The sequence below is a fragment of the Bartonella sp. AP9QHHD genome (genome assembly GCF_042195625.1).
GTDB lineage: Bacteria > Pseudomonadota > Alphaproteobacteria > Rhizobiales > Rhizobiaceae > Bartonella.
Genome location: NZ_JBHIOP010000025.1, coordinates 81,710 through 99,844, shown reverse-complemented (window position 1 = coordinate 99,844; position 18,135 = coordinate 81,710). Strand labels below are relative to the sequence as shown.

General features: G+C 37.7%; 11 protein-coding genes. 4 read left to right on the top strand and 7 right to left on the bottom strand.

Going from position 1 to position 18,135, the window contains the following annotated elements; genetic code table 11:
* From ACFIK4_RS01730 to ACFIK4_RS01720, 3 genes are all read right to left on the bottom strand, one after another.
* On the bottom strand, positions 1-771 hold a 771-nt coding region (locus ACFIK4_RS01730; protein ID WP_375674722.1), incomplete at its 3' end, for a BA14K family protein.
* Between the two features lie 629 nt (positions 772-1,400).
* A complete protein-coding gene (uvrB, locus tag ACFIK4_RS01725) occupies positions 1,401-3,710 on the bottom strand; it encodes an excinuclease ABC subunit UvrB (RefSeq protein WP_375674720.1) in 2,310 nt (769 codons plus the stop codon).
* A 258-nt stretch (positions 3,711-3,968) separates the two neighbouring features.
* Positions 3,969-4,283 (bottom strand): SH3 domain-containing protein, encoded by a 315-nt coding sequence (locus ACFIK4_RS01720; RefSeq protein ID WP_375612971.1) that lies wholly within the window; start codon positions 4,281-4,283, stop codon positions 3,969-3,971.
* Positions 4,284-4,619: 336 nt separating this feature from the next.
* On the opposite strand from ACFIK4_RS01720, the gene greA reads away from it, so the two are divergent.
* Both greA and ACFIK4_RS01710 read left to right on the top strand, forming a co-directional pair.
* Positions 4,620-5,093 (top strand): transcription elongation factor GreA, encoded by a 474-nt coding sequence (gene greA / locus ACFIK4_RS01715; RefSeq protein WP_375628657.1) that lies wholly within the window; start codon positions 4,620-4,622, stop codon positions 5,091-5,093.
* 17 nt (positions 5,094-5,110) lie between these two features.
* A complete protein-coding gene (locus tag ACFIK4_RS01710; protein WP_375674718.1) occupies positions 5,111-6,169 on the top strand; it encodes a glycosyltransferase family 4 protein in 1,059 nt (352 codons plus the stop codon).
* A gap of 1,206 nt (positions 6,170-7,375) precedes the next feature.
* Here ACFIK4_RS01710 and ACFIK4_RS01705 read toward each other — a convergent pair.
* Complete coding sequence (locus ACFIK4_RS01705; RefSeq protein WP_375620704.1) at positions 7,376-8,770, bottom strand: TrkH family potassium uptake protein; 1,395 nt, start codon at positions 8,768-8,770, stop codon at positions 7,376-7,378.
* A 310-nt stretch (positions 8,771-9,080) separates the two neighbouring features.
* Here ACFIK4_RS01705 and trxB point away from each other — a divergent pair, with 310 nt between their 5' ends.
* Together trxB and ACFIK4_RS01695 are read left to right on the top strand one after the other, a co-directional pair.
* Positions 9,081-10,037, top strand: coding sequence for a thioredoxin-disulfide reductase (trxB, locus tag ACFIK4_RS01700; protein WP_375674715.1), 957 nt, complete (start codon positions 9,081-9,083; stop codon positions 10,035-10,037).
* 42 nt (positions 10,038-10,079) lie between these two features.
* A complete protein-coding gene (locus tag ACFIK4_RS01695; protein WP_273791217.1) occupies positions 10,080-10,985 on the top strand; it encodes a LysR family transcriptional regulator in 906 nt (301 codons plus the stop codon).
* A 1,162-nt stretch (positions 10,986-12,147) separates the two neighbouring features.
* On the opposite strand, the gene ACFIK4_RS01690 is transcribed toward ACFIK4_RS01695, so the two are convergent.
* From ACFIK4_RS01690 to carB, 3 genes are all read right to left on the bottom strand, one after another.
* Positions 12,148-13,350 carry a pyridoxal phosphate-dependent aminotransferase gene (locus tag ACFIK4_RS01690; protein WP_375612967.1) on the bottom strand — a complete coding sequence of 401 codons (1,203 nt, stop codon included), beginning with the start codon at positions 13,348-13,350 and terminating at the stop codon, positions 12,148-12,150.
* Positions 13,351-13,672: 322 nt separating this feature from the next.
* Entirely contained in the window at positions 13,673-13,882 is a 210-nt protein-coding gene (locus ACFIK4_RS01685; RefSeq protein ID WP_012754908.1) for a cold-shock protein, read from the bottom strand.
* A 247-nt stretch (positions 13,883-14,129) separates the two neighbouring features.
* Positions 14,130-17,615 (bottom strand): carbamoyl-phosphate synthase large subunit, encoded by a 3,486-nt coding sequence (gene carB / locus ACFIK4_RS01680; RefSeq protein ID WP_375628664.1) that lies wholly within the window; start codon positions 17,613-17,615, stop codon positions 14,130-14,132.
* Positions 17,616-18,135 lie beyond the last annotated feature (520 nt).

Sequence of the window (18,135 nt, the reverse complement as noted above, 5' to 3'; positions counted from 1 at the left end):
ATAACAAACGTGTTCCAAACCATTACGGTCTCGGAAAGTTCCTGTTTTAGGGTTGAAAGAACGGTATTTTTTCTTGCAATAGTTAAGCCAATCAGATTCTAATGATTGCTGGAGTGGCTCATATGCCACCGTTTGCTGCACTTGATAAACTCTTTGATTTTGCGGAACTTTTTGATAAATTACCTGATTTTGTGGTACTATTTGATAAACCACTTGTGGCTGTTCTGGTTTTTTTAAAATTGTACCAAGAATCGTACCTGTTGCAAGACCAAGAATACCCACCGCTAAAGCATCTCCTGAGTTATCTATATGAATATTACTGTGTTTTGTCTTTTTGCGCTCGACGTAATGATATGTTTTGTTTTCAACATGATGATAATGGTGGTGGTGGTGATGATGGTGTTGTTGTTGTTCCGTCTTACTATGTTTGGCTACAGACCTTTCATGTTTGGCTTTAAATCTTCTCTTGTCGTCATCAGAACTCTTGTGGAAATCATCAACAAACTTTTGGAAATCATCAGATAAAAAGCTACGTTTTTTATCAGAACAATGGGAGCGAGAAAAACCGCAAGGCAGAATATCAGCTTTCTTCCTCATTTCCCTTATCGCATCATCTGTTTCTTTACGCATCTTCCTCATCATATCATCTATTTCTCTCGAGATAGAGTCACTACGATTCCATGCCATATCCGCAAGCGTTGCATTTAGCGGCATCAAAACGGTCACAGTTGACATTGCTGATAATACCGCTAACCTGATCACTTTTTTCATAATGATGCTCCTTGTGTAAATTCGTATTTTTCACATCCTACACGTTTCAAACTGAATAGAGCCTGAACAATTTTGGACTTTATTGTGACAAAAAAATAAAAATTTATTTAGTTAAATCTATCGCGGAGACAGTAAAATGAAATCATAACAGAATTTTGATTTCAATTAATGTACTCTGCTTGAGGTTAATTAATAAGTTTGTATTGAGAGTCCACGATTTTTTACTATGGAATATAAACTCTTTATTTAGGGATAATTTTTTATTGTTTGGTACAATATGAATTGAACAATAGGGATATGAATAAAAGTTATCATTTTTTATCATAGGCTTATGGTGCTATGATAAAGTCTTATTTTACTTTATTTGTATTATAGGACAGTGTCCTATTTGAATATTTTCTTGTAAGGATAAATAATATTGAGTTAGATATCAGAGTATAACTGTATAAAGATAATATATTTTAGAAATTTTTTATAAAATGTTCTCTCTCATGTTGTTTTAGACAAATTGAAGCACCCTTGATGTTGGAGGTTGTCTATTTTTCGGATAACGCTGTTTACTTTTGAGCTTTCGTCTTTTTTTAGAAGAGCTGAAGATTATTTTATGCGGTTTGAAATTTTTTGCTCCTTCATTGATTGCGTTTTTTTCGTTTTATTGTTGCTTGATTAGGGGTGTTTTTACGAGATTTTCCTTTTTGATTTTCCAAAATACCAGTGTCCATGGTTGGTCCCATGTGTGCAAGGTTTGGTTTGGAGAAAAGACTTGGTTGTAATACGCGCTCATGGGTGGATTGTTCGCTATGATGTGTTAAGGGATTTTCCGCGAGTTCTAGTTCTATCTTTTGTAATTGTTTGATTTCATCGCGAAGGTGTGCTGCTTCTTCAAAATTAAGATCAGCAGCTGCTTCATGCATTAATTTTTCGAGGTGTTTAATATGAGATGCTAAATTGTTGCCAACCATATTTTTTTTCTCGATGACATCAGGGATATTTGTACGAATATGGTTGTTTTCATAGCCTGAATTGAGAATATCTCCGATATTTTTTTTGATACTTTTCGGTGTGATATGGTGTTCTTCATTATAGGCTATTTGTTTTTGTCGACGTCTTTGTGTCTCCTGTAAGGCTCGTTTTATGGAACCAGTGATCGTATCTGCATAGAGGATAACACGGCCATCTACGTTACGTGCAGCACGTCCGATTGTTTGTATGAGGGAAGTTTCAGAGCGCAAAAAGCCCTCTTTATCGGCATCTAGAATGGCAACAAAACCACATTCTGGAATATCTAAGCCTTCTCGGAGCAAGTTGATACCGATGAGGACATCAAAGGTGCCAAGCCGAAGATCGCGTAGAATTTCAATGCGTTCTAATGTATCAATGTCGGAATGCATATAGCGTACACGAATACCTTGTTCGTGGAGATATTCCGTTAAATCTTCGGCCATACGCTTGGTTAGGACGGTCACTAGTGTGCGGTAGCCTTTTTGAATTGTTTTACGAATTTCATTCACAACATCATCGACTTGATTTTTGGCTGGACGAACCTCTGTTGGTGGGTCAACAAGCCCTGTGGGGCGAATAACTTGTTCTGCAAAAATACCATGGGATTGTTCTATTTCCCACCGTCCAGGTGTTGCGGAGACAGCAATCGTTTGTGGGCGCATAGCATCCCATTCTTCAAAGCGCAAAGGACGGTTATCCATACAAGAAGGGAGGCGAAAACCATATTCTGCTAAGGTTGCTTTTCTGCGAAAATCACCTCGGTACATACCACCAATTTGGGGAATGGTTACATGGCTTTCATCGATAAAAACAAGAGAATTGAGTGGAATATATTCGAATAAAGTTGGGGGTGGTTCACCGGGATTTCGTCCTGTTAAATAACGTGAATAATTTTCAATTCCCGGACATGAACCGGTGGTTTCCAACATTTCCAAATCAAAAACTGTACGTTGTTCTAAACGTTGTGCTTCTAAAAGACGTCCAGCTTCGTTCAACTCATCGAGGCGTTGAACGAGTTCCATTTTGATAGATTTCATCGCTTGGTTAAGTGTTGGGCGTGGTATTACGTAGTGTGAGTTGGCATAAATTTTAATTGATTGAAGATCGCCTGTTTTTTGTCCGGTGAGAGGATCAAATTCCGTAATTGTTTCCACTTCATCGCCAAAGAGCGAAATACGCCAAGCACGATCTTCGAGGTGGGCAGGGAAAATTTCGATTGTATCCCCTCGTACACGAAAGGAACCACGAACGAAGTTGATATCTTGTCGATAATACTGTTGAGAGACTAAATCAGCCAAGAGTTTTCGTTGATTGAGTTTGTCCCCTTTTTCTATTTCGAAGGTCATGGCCGTATAGGTTTCTACGGAACCAATTCCGTAGATGCAGGAGACAGATGCGACGATAATAACATCATCACGCTCTAAGACAGCGCGTGTTGCAGCATGGCGCATACGGTCGATTTGTTCATTAATTGAGGATTCCTTTTCAATATAAGTGTCTGAGCGTGCAACATAGGCTTCTGGTTGATAATAGTCATAATAGGAAACAAAATATTCGACGGCATTATGGGGAAAAAAACTTTTAAATTCCCCATAAAGCTGCGCTGCTAGAGTTTTATTGGGAGCTAATATTAAAGCTGGACGCTGTGTTTTTTCAATGATATTGGCCATTGTATAGGTTTTCCCTGAGCCGGTAACACCTAAAAGCACTTGTGTACGTTCATTTTTTTGAATTCCCTCAACCAGAGTTTTAATGGCTTGAGGTTGATCTCCCGCTGGTTTAAAAGATGTTTCGAGTTGAAATGGAATACCACCTTCAGATTTTTCAGGACGAATGGGGCGGTGAGGTGTCCATAATGCACCATTCTTAAAAAGAGGATTACCTGAAGCAATAAGAGCAGAAAGAGCTTCTACTGTTGCAGTAACACCATTTTTCATTGTTGTATCCTTTGATAGAAAAGTGCTGGTGATTTTAAAGAAAATACTAATTTTTACAAATTTATTACGACAACAGCAAAACGTTATTGAACAGATTTATTTTGGTTTATTAGAGCTTTCATTAGGATATTGATCAAGTTTTTTATGAGACAAATTCTTCGAAGTATTTCTTTGGAAGGAGCATATTTGTGGTTGTTCGTGAACACTATTGCATTTTTGCCATGATGATATTCAAGAGGGCATAAGTTATTATAGCTGTTATGGAGAATAATCGGTACGTTTGGGCATTAAAGACATTGTATATGTGTGATAAAGATCATTTCCATCTTTAAATGAAAGATAACGAGATGACACCCAACCTATTTGAGTGTTATATCGGATATGGCACCAATTTCCTTCACAGTTTTTAACAAAAACTAATTCTCCAGCAGAGATTAAGCCGCAAAGTGCATATTGAGTGCTGGGACCTGTTCTAAAATTAAGATTTCTCGTAACAAAAGCATCTGCTGCCTCTGATATTGTTGTGGCTAAAAAGAAAGAGCCAAACATAAAAAAAATGACGATTTTTTTCATTTTTCTGTAAAGAACTTCTTTAGTGATTTTCTATCCTTCTCTCTTCGTATCACATATGATTTCTTTTGCCAGACTATGATAAAACAGAAAAAAATACAATTCTTTCTTCTTTAGGAGACTCAGCAGTAGAGTGAATTTTAATATTTTAAACACCAAAATGAGATGTTTTAATCACTATTTGTGCATGTTTTGTTTCCTTTATTTATTTTTATATGGAAAACAGCGATACTGTACTATATAATAAAAAAGATCGTAGTTTTCGGATTCCAAAAGTAATTTTGGAAGCCGTTTTTTGTATTTTTATTAAACCTTCCGTGTAATAGAAAGGGACGGATTATGGAAAAAGTTCCGATGACTACAGCTGGTTTTGAGAGTCTTAAAGAAGAGTTGCGTTGGCGTCAACAACAGGAGCGTCCGCGAATTATTGAAGCAATTTCTGAGGCGCGTGCGCATGGTGATTTATCTGAAAATGCTGAGTATCATGCAGCTAAAGAAGCGCAAAGTCTTAATGAGGGGCGTATAAATGAGCTTGAAGATTATATCGCACGAGCAGAAGTGATAGATGTCTCGCGTCTTTCAGGTGATAAAATAAAATTTGGCGCAACCATTAAACTCTTGGATGAGGATACTGAAGAAAAAAAAGTGTATCAGATCGTAGGAGATCAAGAAGCTGATGTAAAGGTTGGTAAAATCTCTATTTCTTCGCCTATCGCACGTGCACTTATTGGCAAGCAAGAAGGTGATGTGATTGAGGTGAATGCACCAGGTGGTGCGCATAATTACGAGATCATTAAGGTTCAGTACATCTAAATAACATATGGATTATTATGCGTGTATCTTTGGACGAAACTGAAATTATTGCGCCTCACTTTAAAAGGCGTTTGTCGGGAGTAACATCTACGATTATTCAGCTTATTCCACTGCAACGCGAACAGGGTGTGCGTATATCCACTTTGGGGTTTGGTTTACCACGAACTTTACCGACACTTGCCTTTAAGGACCTTTTCGGACTTTGGAAAAGTCCGAAAGGGAAGCCATTTCGTATTTGGCATGCACGACGCAATATTGAGATGCTTTGCGGGGTGTTTTTACGCGATGTTTTGCGAATGAAGCTTAAACTCATCTTTACTTCGGCATCTCGACGCGAACACAAGCCTTTTACCAAATGGTTGCTTCGTCGTATGGATAAAGTTATCGCTACTAGTGTATGTACGGGAACCTATCTAGAAGTGCCTCATAAGGTTATTATGCATGGAGTGGATATTAGGCGTTTTTCACCCCCCAAAATTCCTGATGATTACTTTCCAGCAACTGGGGTGCCAGGAAAATATGCGGTAGGATGTTTTGGGCGCGTGCGCTATTTAAAGGGTACTGATTTGTTTGTGGACGCGATGATGGCATTATTGCCTGACTATCCCGAATGGACAGCACTTATCGCTGGTCGGACTACAGAACAGCATTATGGTTTTGAAAAGAAATTACGACAGAAGATTGCTGAAGCTGGTTTAAACGACCGCATTATTTTTCTTGGTGAAAGGCTTGATATACCTGTGTGGTATCGCCGTTTATCACTTTATGTAACTCCGTCTCGTTTGGAAGGTTTTGGTCTGACACCATTGGAGGCAATGGCATCACAGACGGCTGTAGTGGCGAGTGATGTAGGAATTTTTAAAGAATTGGTGGTCGAGGGAACAGGAACGGTTGTTCAAGCAGGAGATGGAGCGGCTTTAACAGCAGCAATTGAACCTTATTTTGCTGATGTAGAAAAAACATTGGCATCCGGAAAGAAAGCTTTAACCCATGTTCGTACGCACTTTCCTTTGGAAAAAGAGGCAAGCAAGATTGAAAGTGTTTACAAAGAACTGTTTGCAGAAAAAAGACTTTGATTATTATATCAAAAATCTTCTTGAGGAATGATAAAAGTATTTTCCTTAAAGGTTTTTCATAGTTATCAAGAAAACAGCTCAATGATATAAATGTTATTTTACAAAATTTATATTGTCTTTAGTAGCACGCTATAAAAAGTTCTCAAAATTTTGGATAAAATATTAAAAATGTATACGCTTGAGAGCGATATGTAGTTTATGATAAAGCATACTAGGAGAGAAGAAAGCTACTTTTATTCATTGATATTTTAGAATAAGAAAATAATGCTTTAACTCAAGTCTGGGGATTTATGCACTATCTTATACGGTGTCGTGCTGATATTGTTGGTTTTGTAAGACTTAAATAGATAGCAAAAAAAACGTTTTCTTGTCTTAAAAAGATAATGATGGTATCTCCATGGATAAAATAGTCGTACATATTTTCAATAAATTCATGATAAGATGGATTTAAGATCAATATATATATATATGATTTTTATAGATAATTTACCTTTTCAATTTGAATAAGAGCTTTGAGTAGCGTAAGATTTTCTTATGTCAAATCTGTTGATATTAACAATGAGAGCTATCTTCTTGCACATCACAATTGGAAGAAGGCATGTGGTGGATAAAAACTATTGAAGACAGGGTGTAAAGAGATTTCTTATAAATTGTCTGAAATGCAGGCTGTTACGACATTAATAGAAAGAAAATAATATGGTGGTACTAATTTATATCTTATTTTTTGGTACCGACTTGCACCTTATTGTTATTTAAGTAAAAATGATGGTGCCCATTTTATATCTTTCATGAGGGCTGTCGTGAAATGGGGGTGATGAGTATTGTGAGATGTTTTTTACAAGCTTGTGAGTTCGTAATATAATAGCATTTTTTTCTATAAGGGTGTAACTCTATTAAAGAGAAAAAACACTTTTATCAGCAAATATTCATATTTTTTGCATGAGAGATTATTCCTAAAAAAGAATGTTCTATGCGTCCACTTTTAACGATAAAAGGGCTTAATAGAGTAAAGAGTTATATGTTATGAATGTGAAAGCTCTTGGTACTTGATTGTTCTTGCCGAATTATTTTTATGTTAACTTGTATAATCATCTATATGATAATTTGATTGAAATTTCAGAAAATTTTCGGTCGATTGAGTGAAGGTTGAATATTATTACGCATATTGTTCATACCTTTTATTTTGGTAAAATAAAGTGTTATGCATTAAAATTGTTCACGCCAGAAAGCGGGAATAAAAAGGACGAATATTGTTATGATTTCAAGGCGTCCAGCTAACATTAGAAAACTTAAAATCCATAAAGCATGATCGTTGATTGTAGAGAAATTACCAGTGGGGCCAATAATATCTCCAAAGCCTGGACCAACATTTGAAAGTGCGGTTAAGACCCCCGTAAAGGCAGAGGTAAAGTCAAGACCGGTTGTAAGCAAAAGTGCAGTGCCGATAACAAGGCAAAACATATAAAGACAGACAAAAAACAAAACGGCTTGAGCAACATCATTTGATATATTTGAGTGATCGTAGCGCGCTTTTACAACGACATTAGGAGAAAGAAGTTTTTCTATATTTGTTTGTGTAATACGCCAAAGAATAATGAGGCGATTGATTTTCATGCCACCAGAAGTAGAACCAGCACATCCGCCTGTAAAAGAAACAATAAAGAAAACTCCAAGCGCAAACGGTCCCCAAAGTTGATAATCTTCAGCGCTGTAACCGGTGGTGCTAATAATGGATGAAAGGTGAAAAATGACATCAAGAAAAATCAAGTGGAACGCGCGATGATCATAAAACCGTAGCCATGCCGCTAAAGCAAAGCTGAAAAGGAGAACGATATGGAGAAAAACAATCACTTGTGGGTCAAGGAAGCGTTTAGAGTGTCCAGGAAGGACTAATTTAACATAAAGTACGAAAGGTAAAGCAGAAAGCAACATGAAGATTGTTGAAATAATTAAGATGGCTGGTGTATCAGAAAAATAGCCAAAAGAAGCATCATGCGTTGAAAAACCAGCTGTTGCTACTGTACTCATTGCATGGTTAATGGCATCAAATAAATTCATGCCTGCAGCAAAATAAGAAAGCATACAAGCCAATGTTAACCCAACATAAGCGATGATAATTCCGTTAGCAATTTGGTTGATGCGAGGCAATATTTTTTCAGATTTATCAGATGATTCCATATGAAAAAGTCGCACGCCACCCACACGCAGTGAAGGCAAAATTAAGAGGGCTAAACCGATAAAACCAATGCCCCCAATCCAGCATATAAGAGAACGCCATAATAAAATACTTCGCGATAAATTATCAAGATCAGAAAGGACTGTGGAGCCTGTTGTTGTAATTCCAGAAACAGATTCAAAAATGGCTCCTGCTAGAGAAATGGGAAGAGGAGAAAGATAAAGAGGTAAGGCACCTACGATGCTTCCTGTAAGCCAAAGACAAACAGTGAGCATAAAGCCAAGCCGTGCTGAAAAGCGACAAGTAGCTCCCTTAGTTGCTAAAAGAATCAGCGTTGCTAACATGGTGGTTATGGCACAAGAATAGAGAAAGCTTATCCAATTACGATTGTTGTCGTGCAAATCCACAAAAATTGGCAAAAGCATTGCTCCTCCCATGATTAAGGCAAAACGTGCACAGACATTGATAATAAATTGAAAAATGATCGTTCCCTATCTTTGTATCTCTTTTTATTATGGTTTTGTGCTCATAAGAAGTTACATTTTTCTCTTTATAGGATAAGGATTAATTCTTAACATTAGCGTGCCTTGATGAATTAGTAATCAGACCTTTTCATAAAACTTGAAAAGAAGTATACATAACATAATTAGGGCTCTTGAAAAATATTTTTTTAAAAGGCTGCATTCCGTTATCATTTATAGAATAATTAATTTATAATAAAGTGAAGGGGATTTAATGGTACAATCGCATATTCGTCTGCTGATTATTGGCTCAGGTCCGGCTGGTTATACAGCGGCGGTCTATGCAGCAAGAGCAATGCTTAAGCCTGTTTTGGTGACGGGCTTGCAGCAGGGGGGACAATTGACAATTACAACTGATGTTGAGAATTATCCAGGTTTTGCAGATCCCATTCAAGGACCATGGTTGATGGAACAAATGGCAAAACAAGCTGAGAATATGGGGACAAAAATTGTTTATGATACAATTATAAAGGCTGATTTGTTGAAGTATCCTTTTGTCTTATATGGGGATTCAGGAACACAATATTCTTGTGATGCACTGATTATTGCAACAGGAGCTCAAGCGCGCTGGCTTGGTTTAGAAAGTGAACAGACCTTTATGGGCGGAGGTGTTTCCGCTTGTGCTACATGTGATGGCTTTTTTTATCGTGATAAGGACGTTATTGTCGTGGGAGGAGGAAATACGGCTGTTGAAGAAGCACTTTATTTATCGCATTTGGCTAAAAGTGTAAGCGTGGTTCACAGGCGGGGGCAGTTTCGGGCAGAAAAAATTTTACAAGATAGGTTGCTGGCTTGTAATAATGTGCGTGTTCTTTGGGATCATGTGGTTGAAGAAATTGTGGGGCTGCCAGCTCAAGATTCAATGGGCGCTGTTGTAACAGGGGCACGTCTGAAACATGTTAAGACAGGTCACGAGATGAAAGTGAATGCAGAGGGCATATTTATTGCCATTGGGCATGATCCTGCTGTTTCTCTGTTTGAAGGACAGCTGAAACAAAAACGAGGCGGCTATTTATGGACAGCACCCGACTCAACAGCAACAAGCATTGCTGGTGTTTTTGCTGCTGGGGATGTGACAGATGAAACATTCCGCCAAGCTGTAACAGCTGCGGGAAGAGGATGTATGGCAGCGTTGGAAGCAGAACGGTTTTTGGATATACCCAGGCGTTAGTCATTCATTGAGAACATAGAGAATATAGAGGTAGAATTAATTGTGGCGCCACCGTTGGATTGGGATAAGTTAAGGGTTTTTCACGCTGCAGCAGAAGCGGGATCTTTTACGCATGCTGCTCAAAAACTTCATTTATCTCAATCAGCCGTTTCACGACAGGTTTCGGCTTTAGAACAAGAGGTTGGGGTATCCTTATTTCAACGTCATGCGCGTGGTTTGATTCTTACAGAACAGGGAGAAACTCTTTATCGTACAGCTCATGATGTTTTGATGAAGCTTGAAAGTGTGCGTTTGCAATTAAGTGAAAGCTATGCAAAACCAACGGGGCACTTGCGTGTGACCTCGACCTTTGGAATGGGGGCAGGGTGGATTGCAGAGCGTATGCCAGAATTTCTTAGTCTTTATCCTGATATGCAGGTTCAGCTTTTGCTTTCCGATGAAGAGCTTGATTTGACAATGTGTCATGCGGATTGTGCTGTTCGCTTACATCAACCCAAACAACCTGATCTTATACAAAGAAAACTCTTTACAATTCATATGCATGTCTATGCTTCGGAAAAGTATATTGCAAATTATGGAAAGCCGGAAAAATTGTCTGATCTCGATGAGCATCGTATTATTTCGTTCGGTGAACCTGTTCCACCTTATTTGTCTGGTTTAAATTGGTTGGAAAAGGCTGGTAGAAGTGATGGATCATTGCGCGTTTCAGTTTTACAAATCAACAATATCATCTCAATAAAGAATGCGCTTATGCGTGATCTTGGGATTGCTGTGCTTCCTGATTATATCGTCAATAATGATGAGCATTTAGTGCGTCTTTTTCCTGATATGGTTGATATTCCTTCTTTTGATACTTTTTTTTGTTATCCTTATAATTTAAAGAATTTGGCAAGGTTAAATGCTTTTCGAGATTATATTTTTTTAAAAGCTCGCCAGTGGTCTTTTTAATATTAATATCTTAATTTATAAGGAATAATTAGCTGTTTTGCAACTTGAGACTCCCGTAATATTCTTTCGTTTCAAATTTGCCTATATTGAATCAATTAAAATTATTTGTTGCACATTAAAAGTGGAGGGAGTCCGTACGGGTAAATATTTTTGAAAAGAGGGATAAATGTTTTTTATGAATACTAGCAACCGTGAGGGTTATTATATATTGAAAAATGGACAATCGTGTGATGGTGTAGTTAACATTTTTACTATTTAATTAAAGAGAGTGGTACATGATGGAGACAAATTTAAAGCTATGTGTTTATTGCATAGCAGATACGCTTAAGTCTTTATTGTGCTTTTCCTTATAAAATGACATAGAATACTATCTCTTGATTATGTTGCCTCCCAGTTTCGTTTTCTTGAGTGTTCCCTTACGAAGATCTATCAGATTGATTTTATCTCTGAGGATTTTCCAAATTTGCCGGACATATGTCCGGCTTTTTTTTTAATTTTTGAAAGAGTCCCTAGAAATTGCAATATATGGGAAGATGATAAAGAAAAAATTTCGAAACTGGTGGATATCCAACAATTTTTTTAAGAATACTAAAATTCAATGAGGAGTTTGAGAGGGGATATTCTATTGTACTGTAAAAGTCTGTCTTTTAGGGGTGTGATATAAAATATTTAAAACCTTATACATGAAGTGCTTTTTATTAGAATGTGAGGTGAATATTTAAGGCAGGTCTTGTTCATAAAGCCTATGAAGTAAATCAAGTAGTTATTAAATAGAACTTAAAGGAAACTGGATTGCTTACACAACGATGGGAGGTGGCTTCTTCTTCGTTTTAGGACGAAGAAGAAGCTGAGAAATAGAAGAGATTTTATTGTAAGGGCCTTTGATTATAAGGGCAATTGTGTTTAAAAGTGCTCGGTCTTTTTTAGAGTTATAAATTGAATGGAGAAAGTAGAATAGGCTTGTCATCTCTTATGATAATAGACCGATTCATTTATTTGATAGCTAAATTTTTTTGATCTTTATCTACAGCATCTATTTTTGTGTTTATTCATAGATATTTTTGCTGAATCGATAGATTTAGACCATGACACAGTTTCAGATATTTTCTCGGATATACTAACATTCGGCAAAAAACAATCACAAGAGATGATATTAAAAATTTTAAATTAAACTGTTGCAAAAACGCTGTATACGTATACAAGCTTTTTCAAGTAATTCTTCTGATGTTGCATAAGAAATACGAAAAGTTGATCCAAGTCCAAAAGCAGATCCTTGGACGACAGCAACAGCTTCTGTTTCTAGAAGCGCTATGGCAAAGTCTTCATCATTCGTAATACGTTGACCATTGGGTGTTTTCTTTCCAATAAGTCCGGTGCAAGAAGGATAAACATAAAAAGCACCCTCAGGCGTTGGACAGTGAATGCCAGGAGCTTGATTTAGCATGGAGACAACGAGATCACGGCGTGCTTGAAAAATACTTTTATTTTTAGCAATAAAGTCTTGTGGCCCGTTGAGTGCTTCAACCGCAGCCCATTGTGAAATGACACTTGTTCCAGATGTTTGCTGTCCTTGAATGGTATCCATGGCTTTAATGAGTTCTTGTGGTCCGCCTGCATAACCGATTCTCCATCCCGTCATCGCATAGGCTTTAGAAACACCATTCATTGTGAGTGTACGCTCATAAAGCGCTGGTTCTACTTGAGCTGGAGTCACAAAGGTAAAACCCTCATATGTGAGATGTTCATATATATCATCGGAAAGGATATAAACATGAGGATATTTTACTAAAACATCTGTAAGTTTTTTCAATTCATTATGTGTATAAGCGGCACCTGATGGATTTGAAGGAGAGTTAAAGATGAACCATTTGGTTTTGGGGGTAATGGCAGCTTCTAGCTCTTGTGGTTGGAGTTTATAAGAAAATTCGGCTTTTGTTTCTAAAAAGACAGGCGTACCATCGTTGAGTGCGACCATTTCTGGATAACTAACCCAATAAGGGGATGGAATGATGACCTCATCTCCTTTATTCAAAGTTGCCATGAATGCATTAAAGAGAATTTGTTTTCCACCGGTACCAACAATAATTTGTTCTGGTTGGTAAAGAAGATTATTTTCTCTTTTAAACTTTGCAGAAATTGCTTGGCGCAATTCTGGAATTCCTGATATGGGAGGGTATTTTGTTTCTCCCCTTCGAATAGCTTCAATAGCCGCGTTTTTGATGTTGTCTGGGGTATCAAAGTCTGGCTCTCCAGCACTTAAAGCAATAACATTGCGCCCTAATGCTTTTAAATGGCGGGCCTTTTGAGAAGCAGCAATTGTTGCAGAAGGTTTGATACGAGACAGTTTGTCGGCAATAAAAGCCATAATTTTAAATCCTTATATTATATCAACAAATGGTTATTGCTTTAAGGATATTCTATAAGAGATTATATTGTATGCAATAAAAAACTTCCAAAATACTCTTACACGGGCTTTATATTCTTCTTTTTTGAGATATTTTACAAGATAATCTCTTCGTAGATTTTATGAAAGTTTTTGAGGAAGTATAAGAGAGGTTTGATAAATTGTGCAAAGGAGATAAGCAGTCTTTTATTTTAACAAGGTAAAATAATGCTTTATACAAAATAAAAAAATCTTCGTCTTTACAGACGAAGATTTCTAAATAAAATATTGCAGAATTTAAACTTTAAAGTGCTGCAAGGTTACCAGCGGCAAATTTTCCTGAACGACGATCTTGAAGAACATCATAAGAGATTTTTTGCCCTTCATTAAGACTGTTTAGACCTGAACGCTCGACGGCAGAAATGTGTACAAATACATCTGCACTACCATCGCTAGGCTGAATGAATCCGAAACCTTTTGTTGTATTAAACCACTTAACTGTTCCTGTAGACATAGGAAACTCCTTAGAATATATAATTATATTGAGCATTGAAGCTTTCATTTCTTCAATACGGTTGTAGATCGAAATTAGGTGGGAGAAGTTTCGTCGAAAGTGCAGATTGCACAGGAAAGAAAGTCACGTAACCGAAAATTCGATGAAACCTCTATAAAAGTTTTTAGAACAAAAAGCAAGTCTTAATCAATTTTTATATAAAGAAAAAATAAGAAAACAGTGTATATTTTGCTAAGTAGAAAAAAATTCAACTAAAATAACTTTGTAGTGAACGTACCTCAAGGTGCCTTTTTTTGAGTGCTTTGATCGCTTCTACGACGGCTTCGGCTCCAGCTATTGTTGTATAATAGGGAACATTTTGCATGAGTGCTGCATAACGTAATGATTTTGAGTCTGAGATGGCACTGGCAGTGCTAGTTGTATTAAAAATCAATTGAATTTGGCGATTACGAATAGCGTCTTCAATATGGGGGTGTCCCTCTAGAACTTTGTTAATTTTTTTTGCTTCAACGTGGTGTTCGGTGAGAAATTTTTGTGTTCCACTTGTGGCGACAACAGAAAAGCCAAGCTCAGTTAAACGTTTTACAGGATTTAAGATGCGTTTTTTATCTTCATCCCTTACAGAAACGAACAAAGTTCCCTTTTTAGGGAGTTTTACACCAGCTCCAAGTTGGGCTTTAGCAAAAGCAAGCGAAAATTCATAGTCAAGTCCCATAACTTCACCGGTTGAGCGCATTTCTGGACCAAGAAGTGTATCAACACCTGAAAAACGAGCAAAAGGAAATACTGCTTCCTTGACGGCAATATGTTGTTTTTTTTGCAAAGAAGGTAATCCACCATAAGCTTCAAGAGCATCATGAAGCGTTTCTCCTGCCATAATACGTGCAGCCATTTTAGCAATAGGGCGACCAATCGTTTTTGCAACAAATGGGACAGTACGTGAAGCACGGGGATTGACTTCTAAGACATAAATGGTGTCATCTTTTATAGCATATTGTACATTCATTAAGCCGCGAACATGAAGTGCTTGTGCTAATGCTTTGGTTTGGCGCTCTAATTCAGTAACTATTTTATTTGAGAGCGTATGGACTGGTAGAGAACATGCTGAATCACCAGAGTGGATACCAGCTTCTTCAATATGTTCCATAATACCAACGATTAGTGTTTCGTTACCATCACATAGACAATCAACATCTACTTCAATTGCTTCTGTTAAATAGGTATCAAAGAGAAGCGGATTTTTACCAAGCAATATATTGATTTGTCCTGTTGTGTCGTTAGGATAACGGACTTTGATATCTTCTGAAATTAATTCAGGGACACTCTCAAGTAAATAATTTTGTAAGCTACGTTCATCACGAATAATTTGCATAGCACGTCCTCCTAAAACATAAGAGGGACGTACAACCAAAGGGAAGCCTAGTTCGTGGGCAATGAGGCGTGCTTGTTCAATGGAGTGGGCAATACCATTTTGAGGTTGTGTTAAATTAAGTTTAAATAACAGTTTTTGAAAGCGGTCTCTATCTTCTGCTAAGTCGATAGCGTCAGGTGAAGTACCTAGGATGGGGATATTGTGTTTTTCTAGAGCGCTTGCCAATTTCAAGGGTGTTTGTCCGCCAAATTGGACGATGACTCCAACCAAATCTCCTTTTTCCTGTTCTGCTTCTAAAATAGCGATAACGTCTTCTGTTGTTAAAGATTCAAAGTAAAGGCGATCAGAGGTATCATAGTCGGTTGAAACTGTTTCAGGATTACAGTTAATCATAATCGCTTCAAATCCTGCATCACGCAGTGCAAAAGCAGCGTGGCAGCAACAGTAATCAAATTCAATACCTTGCCCAATGCGGTTTGGTCCACCGCCTAAAATAGCAATTTTTTTGCGTTCAGAAACGTGTGCTTCCGAGTGCTCTACACCTGCAAAGGGAACTTCATATGTTGAATACATATAGGCTGTAGGAGAAGAAAATTCAGCGGCACAAGTATCAATCCGTTTGAAGACGTGTTTAACATTCAGTGATTTACGTAAAGCTGCGATATAATCGGGTTCTTTCCCTGTAAGGGAGGCTAATCGCGCATCTGAAAAGCCCATAGCTTTTAACATACGTAAATTATCTGCGTCTTGGGGTAATCCATGAATGCGGATACGCTGCTCCATTTCAATGATGGAGGCTATTTGTTCTAAAAACCACGGATCAATTTTGCTAATTTGGTGAATCTCATTTAAGGGTAAGCCTGTGCGCATGGCTTGAGCAATATAGCGTAGACGATCAGGGCTTGGTATGGCAATGGCTGAGCGTATAGAACTTTTTTCATCACCTTCAGCATGCTCTGGAATCACAATTTCATCAAGACCCGTAAGCCCTGTTTCAAGTCCACGGAGTGCTTTTTGTAACGATTCTTGAAAAGTGCGTCCAATTGCCATGACTTCTCCTACAGATTTCATCGCAGTTGTGAGGACAGGTGATGAACCGGGAAATTTTTCGAACGCAAAACGAGGAATTTTTGTCACAATATAGTCAATAGAAGGTTCAAATGATGCTGGTGTTGCACCACCCGTGATATCATTTTTTAATTCATCAAGTGTATAACCAACAGCCAGTTTAGCCGCTACTTTGGCAATGGGAAACCCCGTTGCTTTTGAGGCAAGCGCTGAAGAGCGAGAAACACGCGGATTCATTTCAATAACAATGAGGCGCCCATTTTCAGGATTGACAGCAAACTGTACATTGGATCCCCCCGTTTCAACACCAATTTCTCGCAAAACAGCAATCGAAGCATTACGCATACATTGATATTCTTTATCGGTTAAGGTGAGAGCAGGTGCTACAGTGATCGAATCACCGGTATGAATCCCCATTGGATCAATGTTTTCAATAGAACAAACGATGATACAGTTGTCGTTCTTATCACGAACAACTTCCATCTCATATTCTTTCCACCCTAAAACACTTTCTTCAATTAATACTTCTGTTGTTGGTGAAGCTTCAAGCCCACGTTCAATAATTTCATAGAATTCAGAGCGGTTATAAGCGATTCCACCACCAGTTCCACCAAGGGTGAATGAAGGACGAATAATAGCTGGAAGCCCAACAACATCAAGAGCTTGAACTGCTTTTGCTGTTGCATGAGCGATATAATGTTGTTTGCGATCAGCTTCGGTATGTCGCCAGTTGCGCTCAAGTTCTTCGAGTGCTTTGTCAAGCGCAGCACCAGAAAGTTTTGCTTTAAGTTCAGCACACGTTTTTGCGTGTTGTTGGCGATTTTCTTCTTTCAGTTCTGTTGCATTGGCTAACATAGAGCGTGGCGTTTCCAAACCGATTTTTGCCATCGCTTGGCGGAATAAAGCACGATCTTCAGCTTTATCAATAGCATCAGCATTGGCTCCTATCATTTCAACATGATAGCGGTCTAGAATACCCATACGCTTTAATGATAAAGCAGTATTGAGGGCTGTTTGTCCTCCCATAGTGGGCAAAAGGGCATCGGGACGCTCGTGAGCAATAATTTTGGCAACTATTTCAGGAGTAATGGGCTCTATATAAGTTGCATCAGCTAGATCTGGATCTGTCATAATCGTGGCAGGATTAGAATTTACCAAAATAATTCGGTAACCTTCTTCTTTTAATGCTTTACAGGCTTGAGTGCCTGAATAATCAAATTCACATGCCTGACCAATGATAATAGGTCCTGCTCCGATGATAAGAATAGATTTTATATCTGTGCGTTTGGGCATGACTTTTTCCTATGACAAATATCTGTGTGTGATTGTTGCGGGCAAAATATTTTAGTTCTGAGGCTACCGTCATTTTATAAGTTAAGTGAAAAAGAAAGTAAGCATTAAAATACCTTTTCCATGCTTTTTTTCATAAAATTGAAGATAAATTTCTTTTTTGAGTTGAGTCATCTCGTCAGTTTATCAAAAGTATGACCTTTGATAAAAAATAATAACAGTGCTCCAACAAATTAGAATATTCAAGCATACTGTGGAGCATAAAAAGCCGGAACATCTTTCCAATCCATTGCCGGCATACTTTCTTTGTGTTTTATGACGTTTTTTGCTTAAGAGAGCACGCGCTTTTTCTGTTGCTTGTAAAACATAAGCTATTATTTATGGTTCGATGGGATTTCGTAAAATAAAATGGGAAGCTTATCGTGTTGTTCCGTAAAATACTGCCGTTTAGAGTTGTGATATAAGGTATGAAAATTTACCACATTAAGGTGTTTTTGTTAGAGTGTATGATAGAATTCAGAGC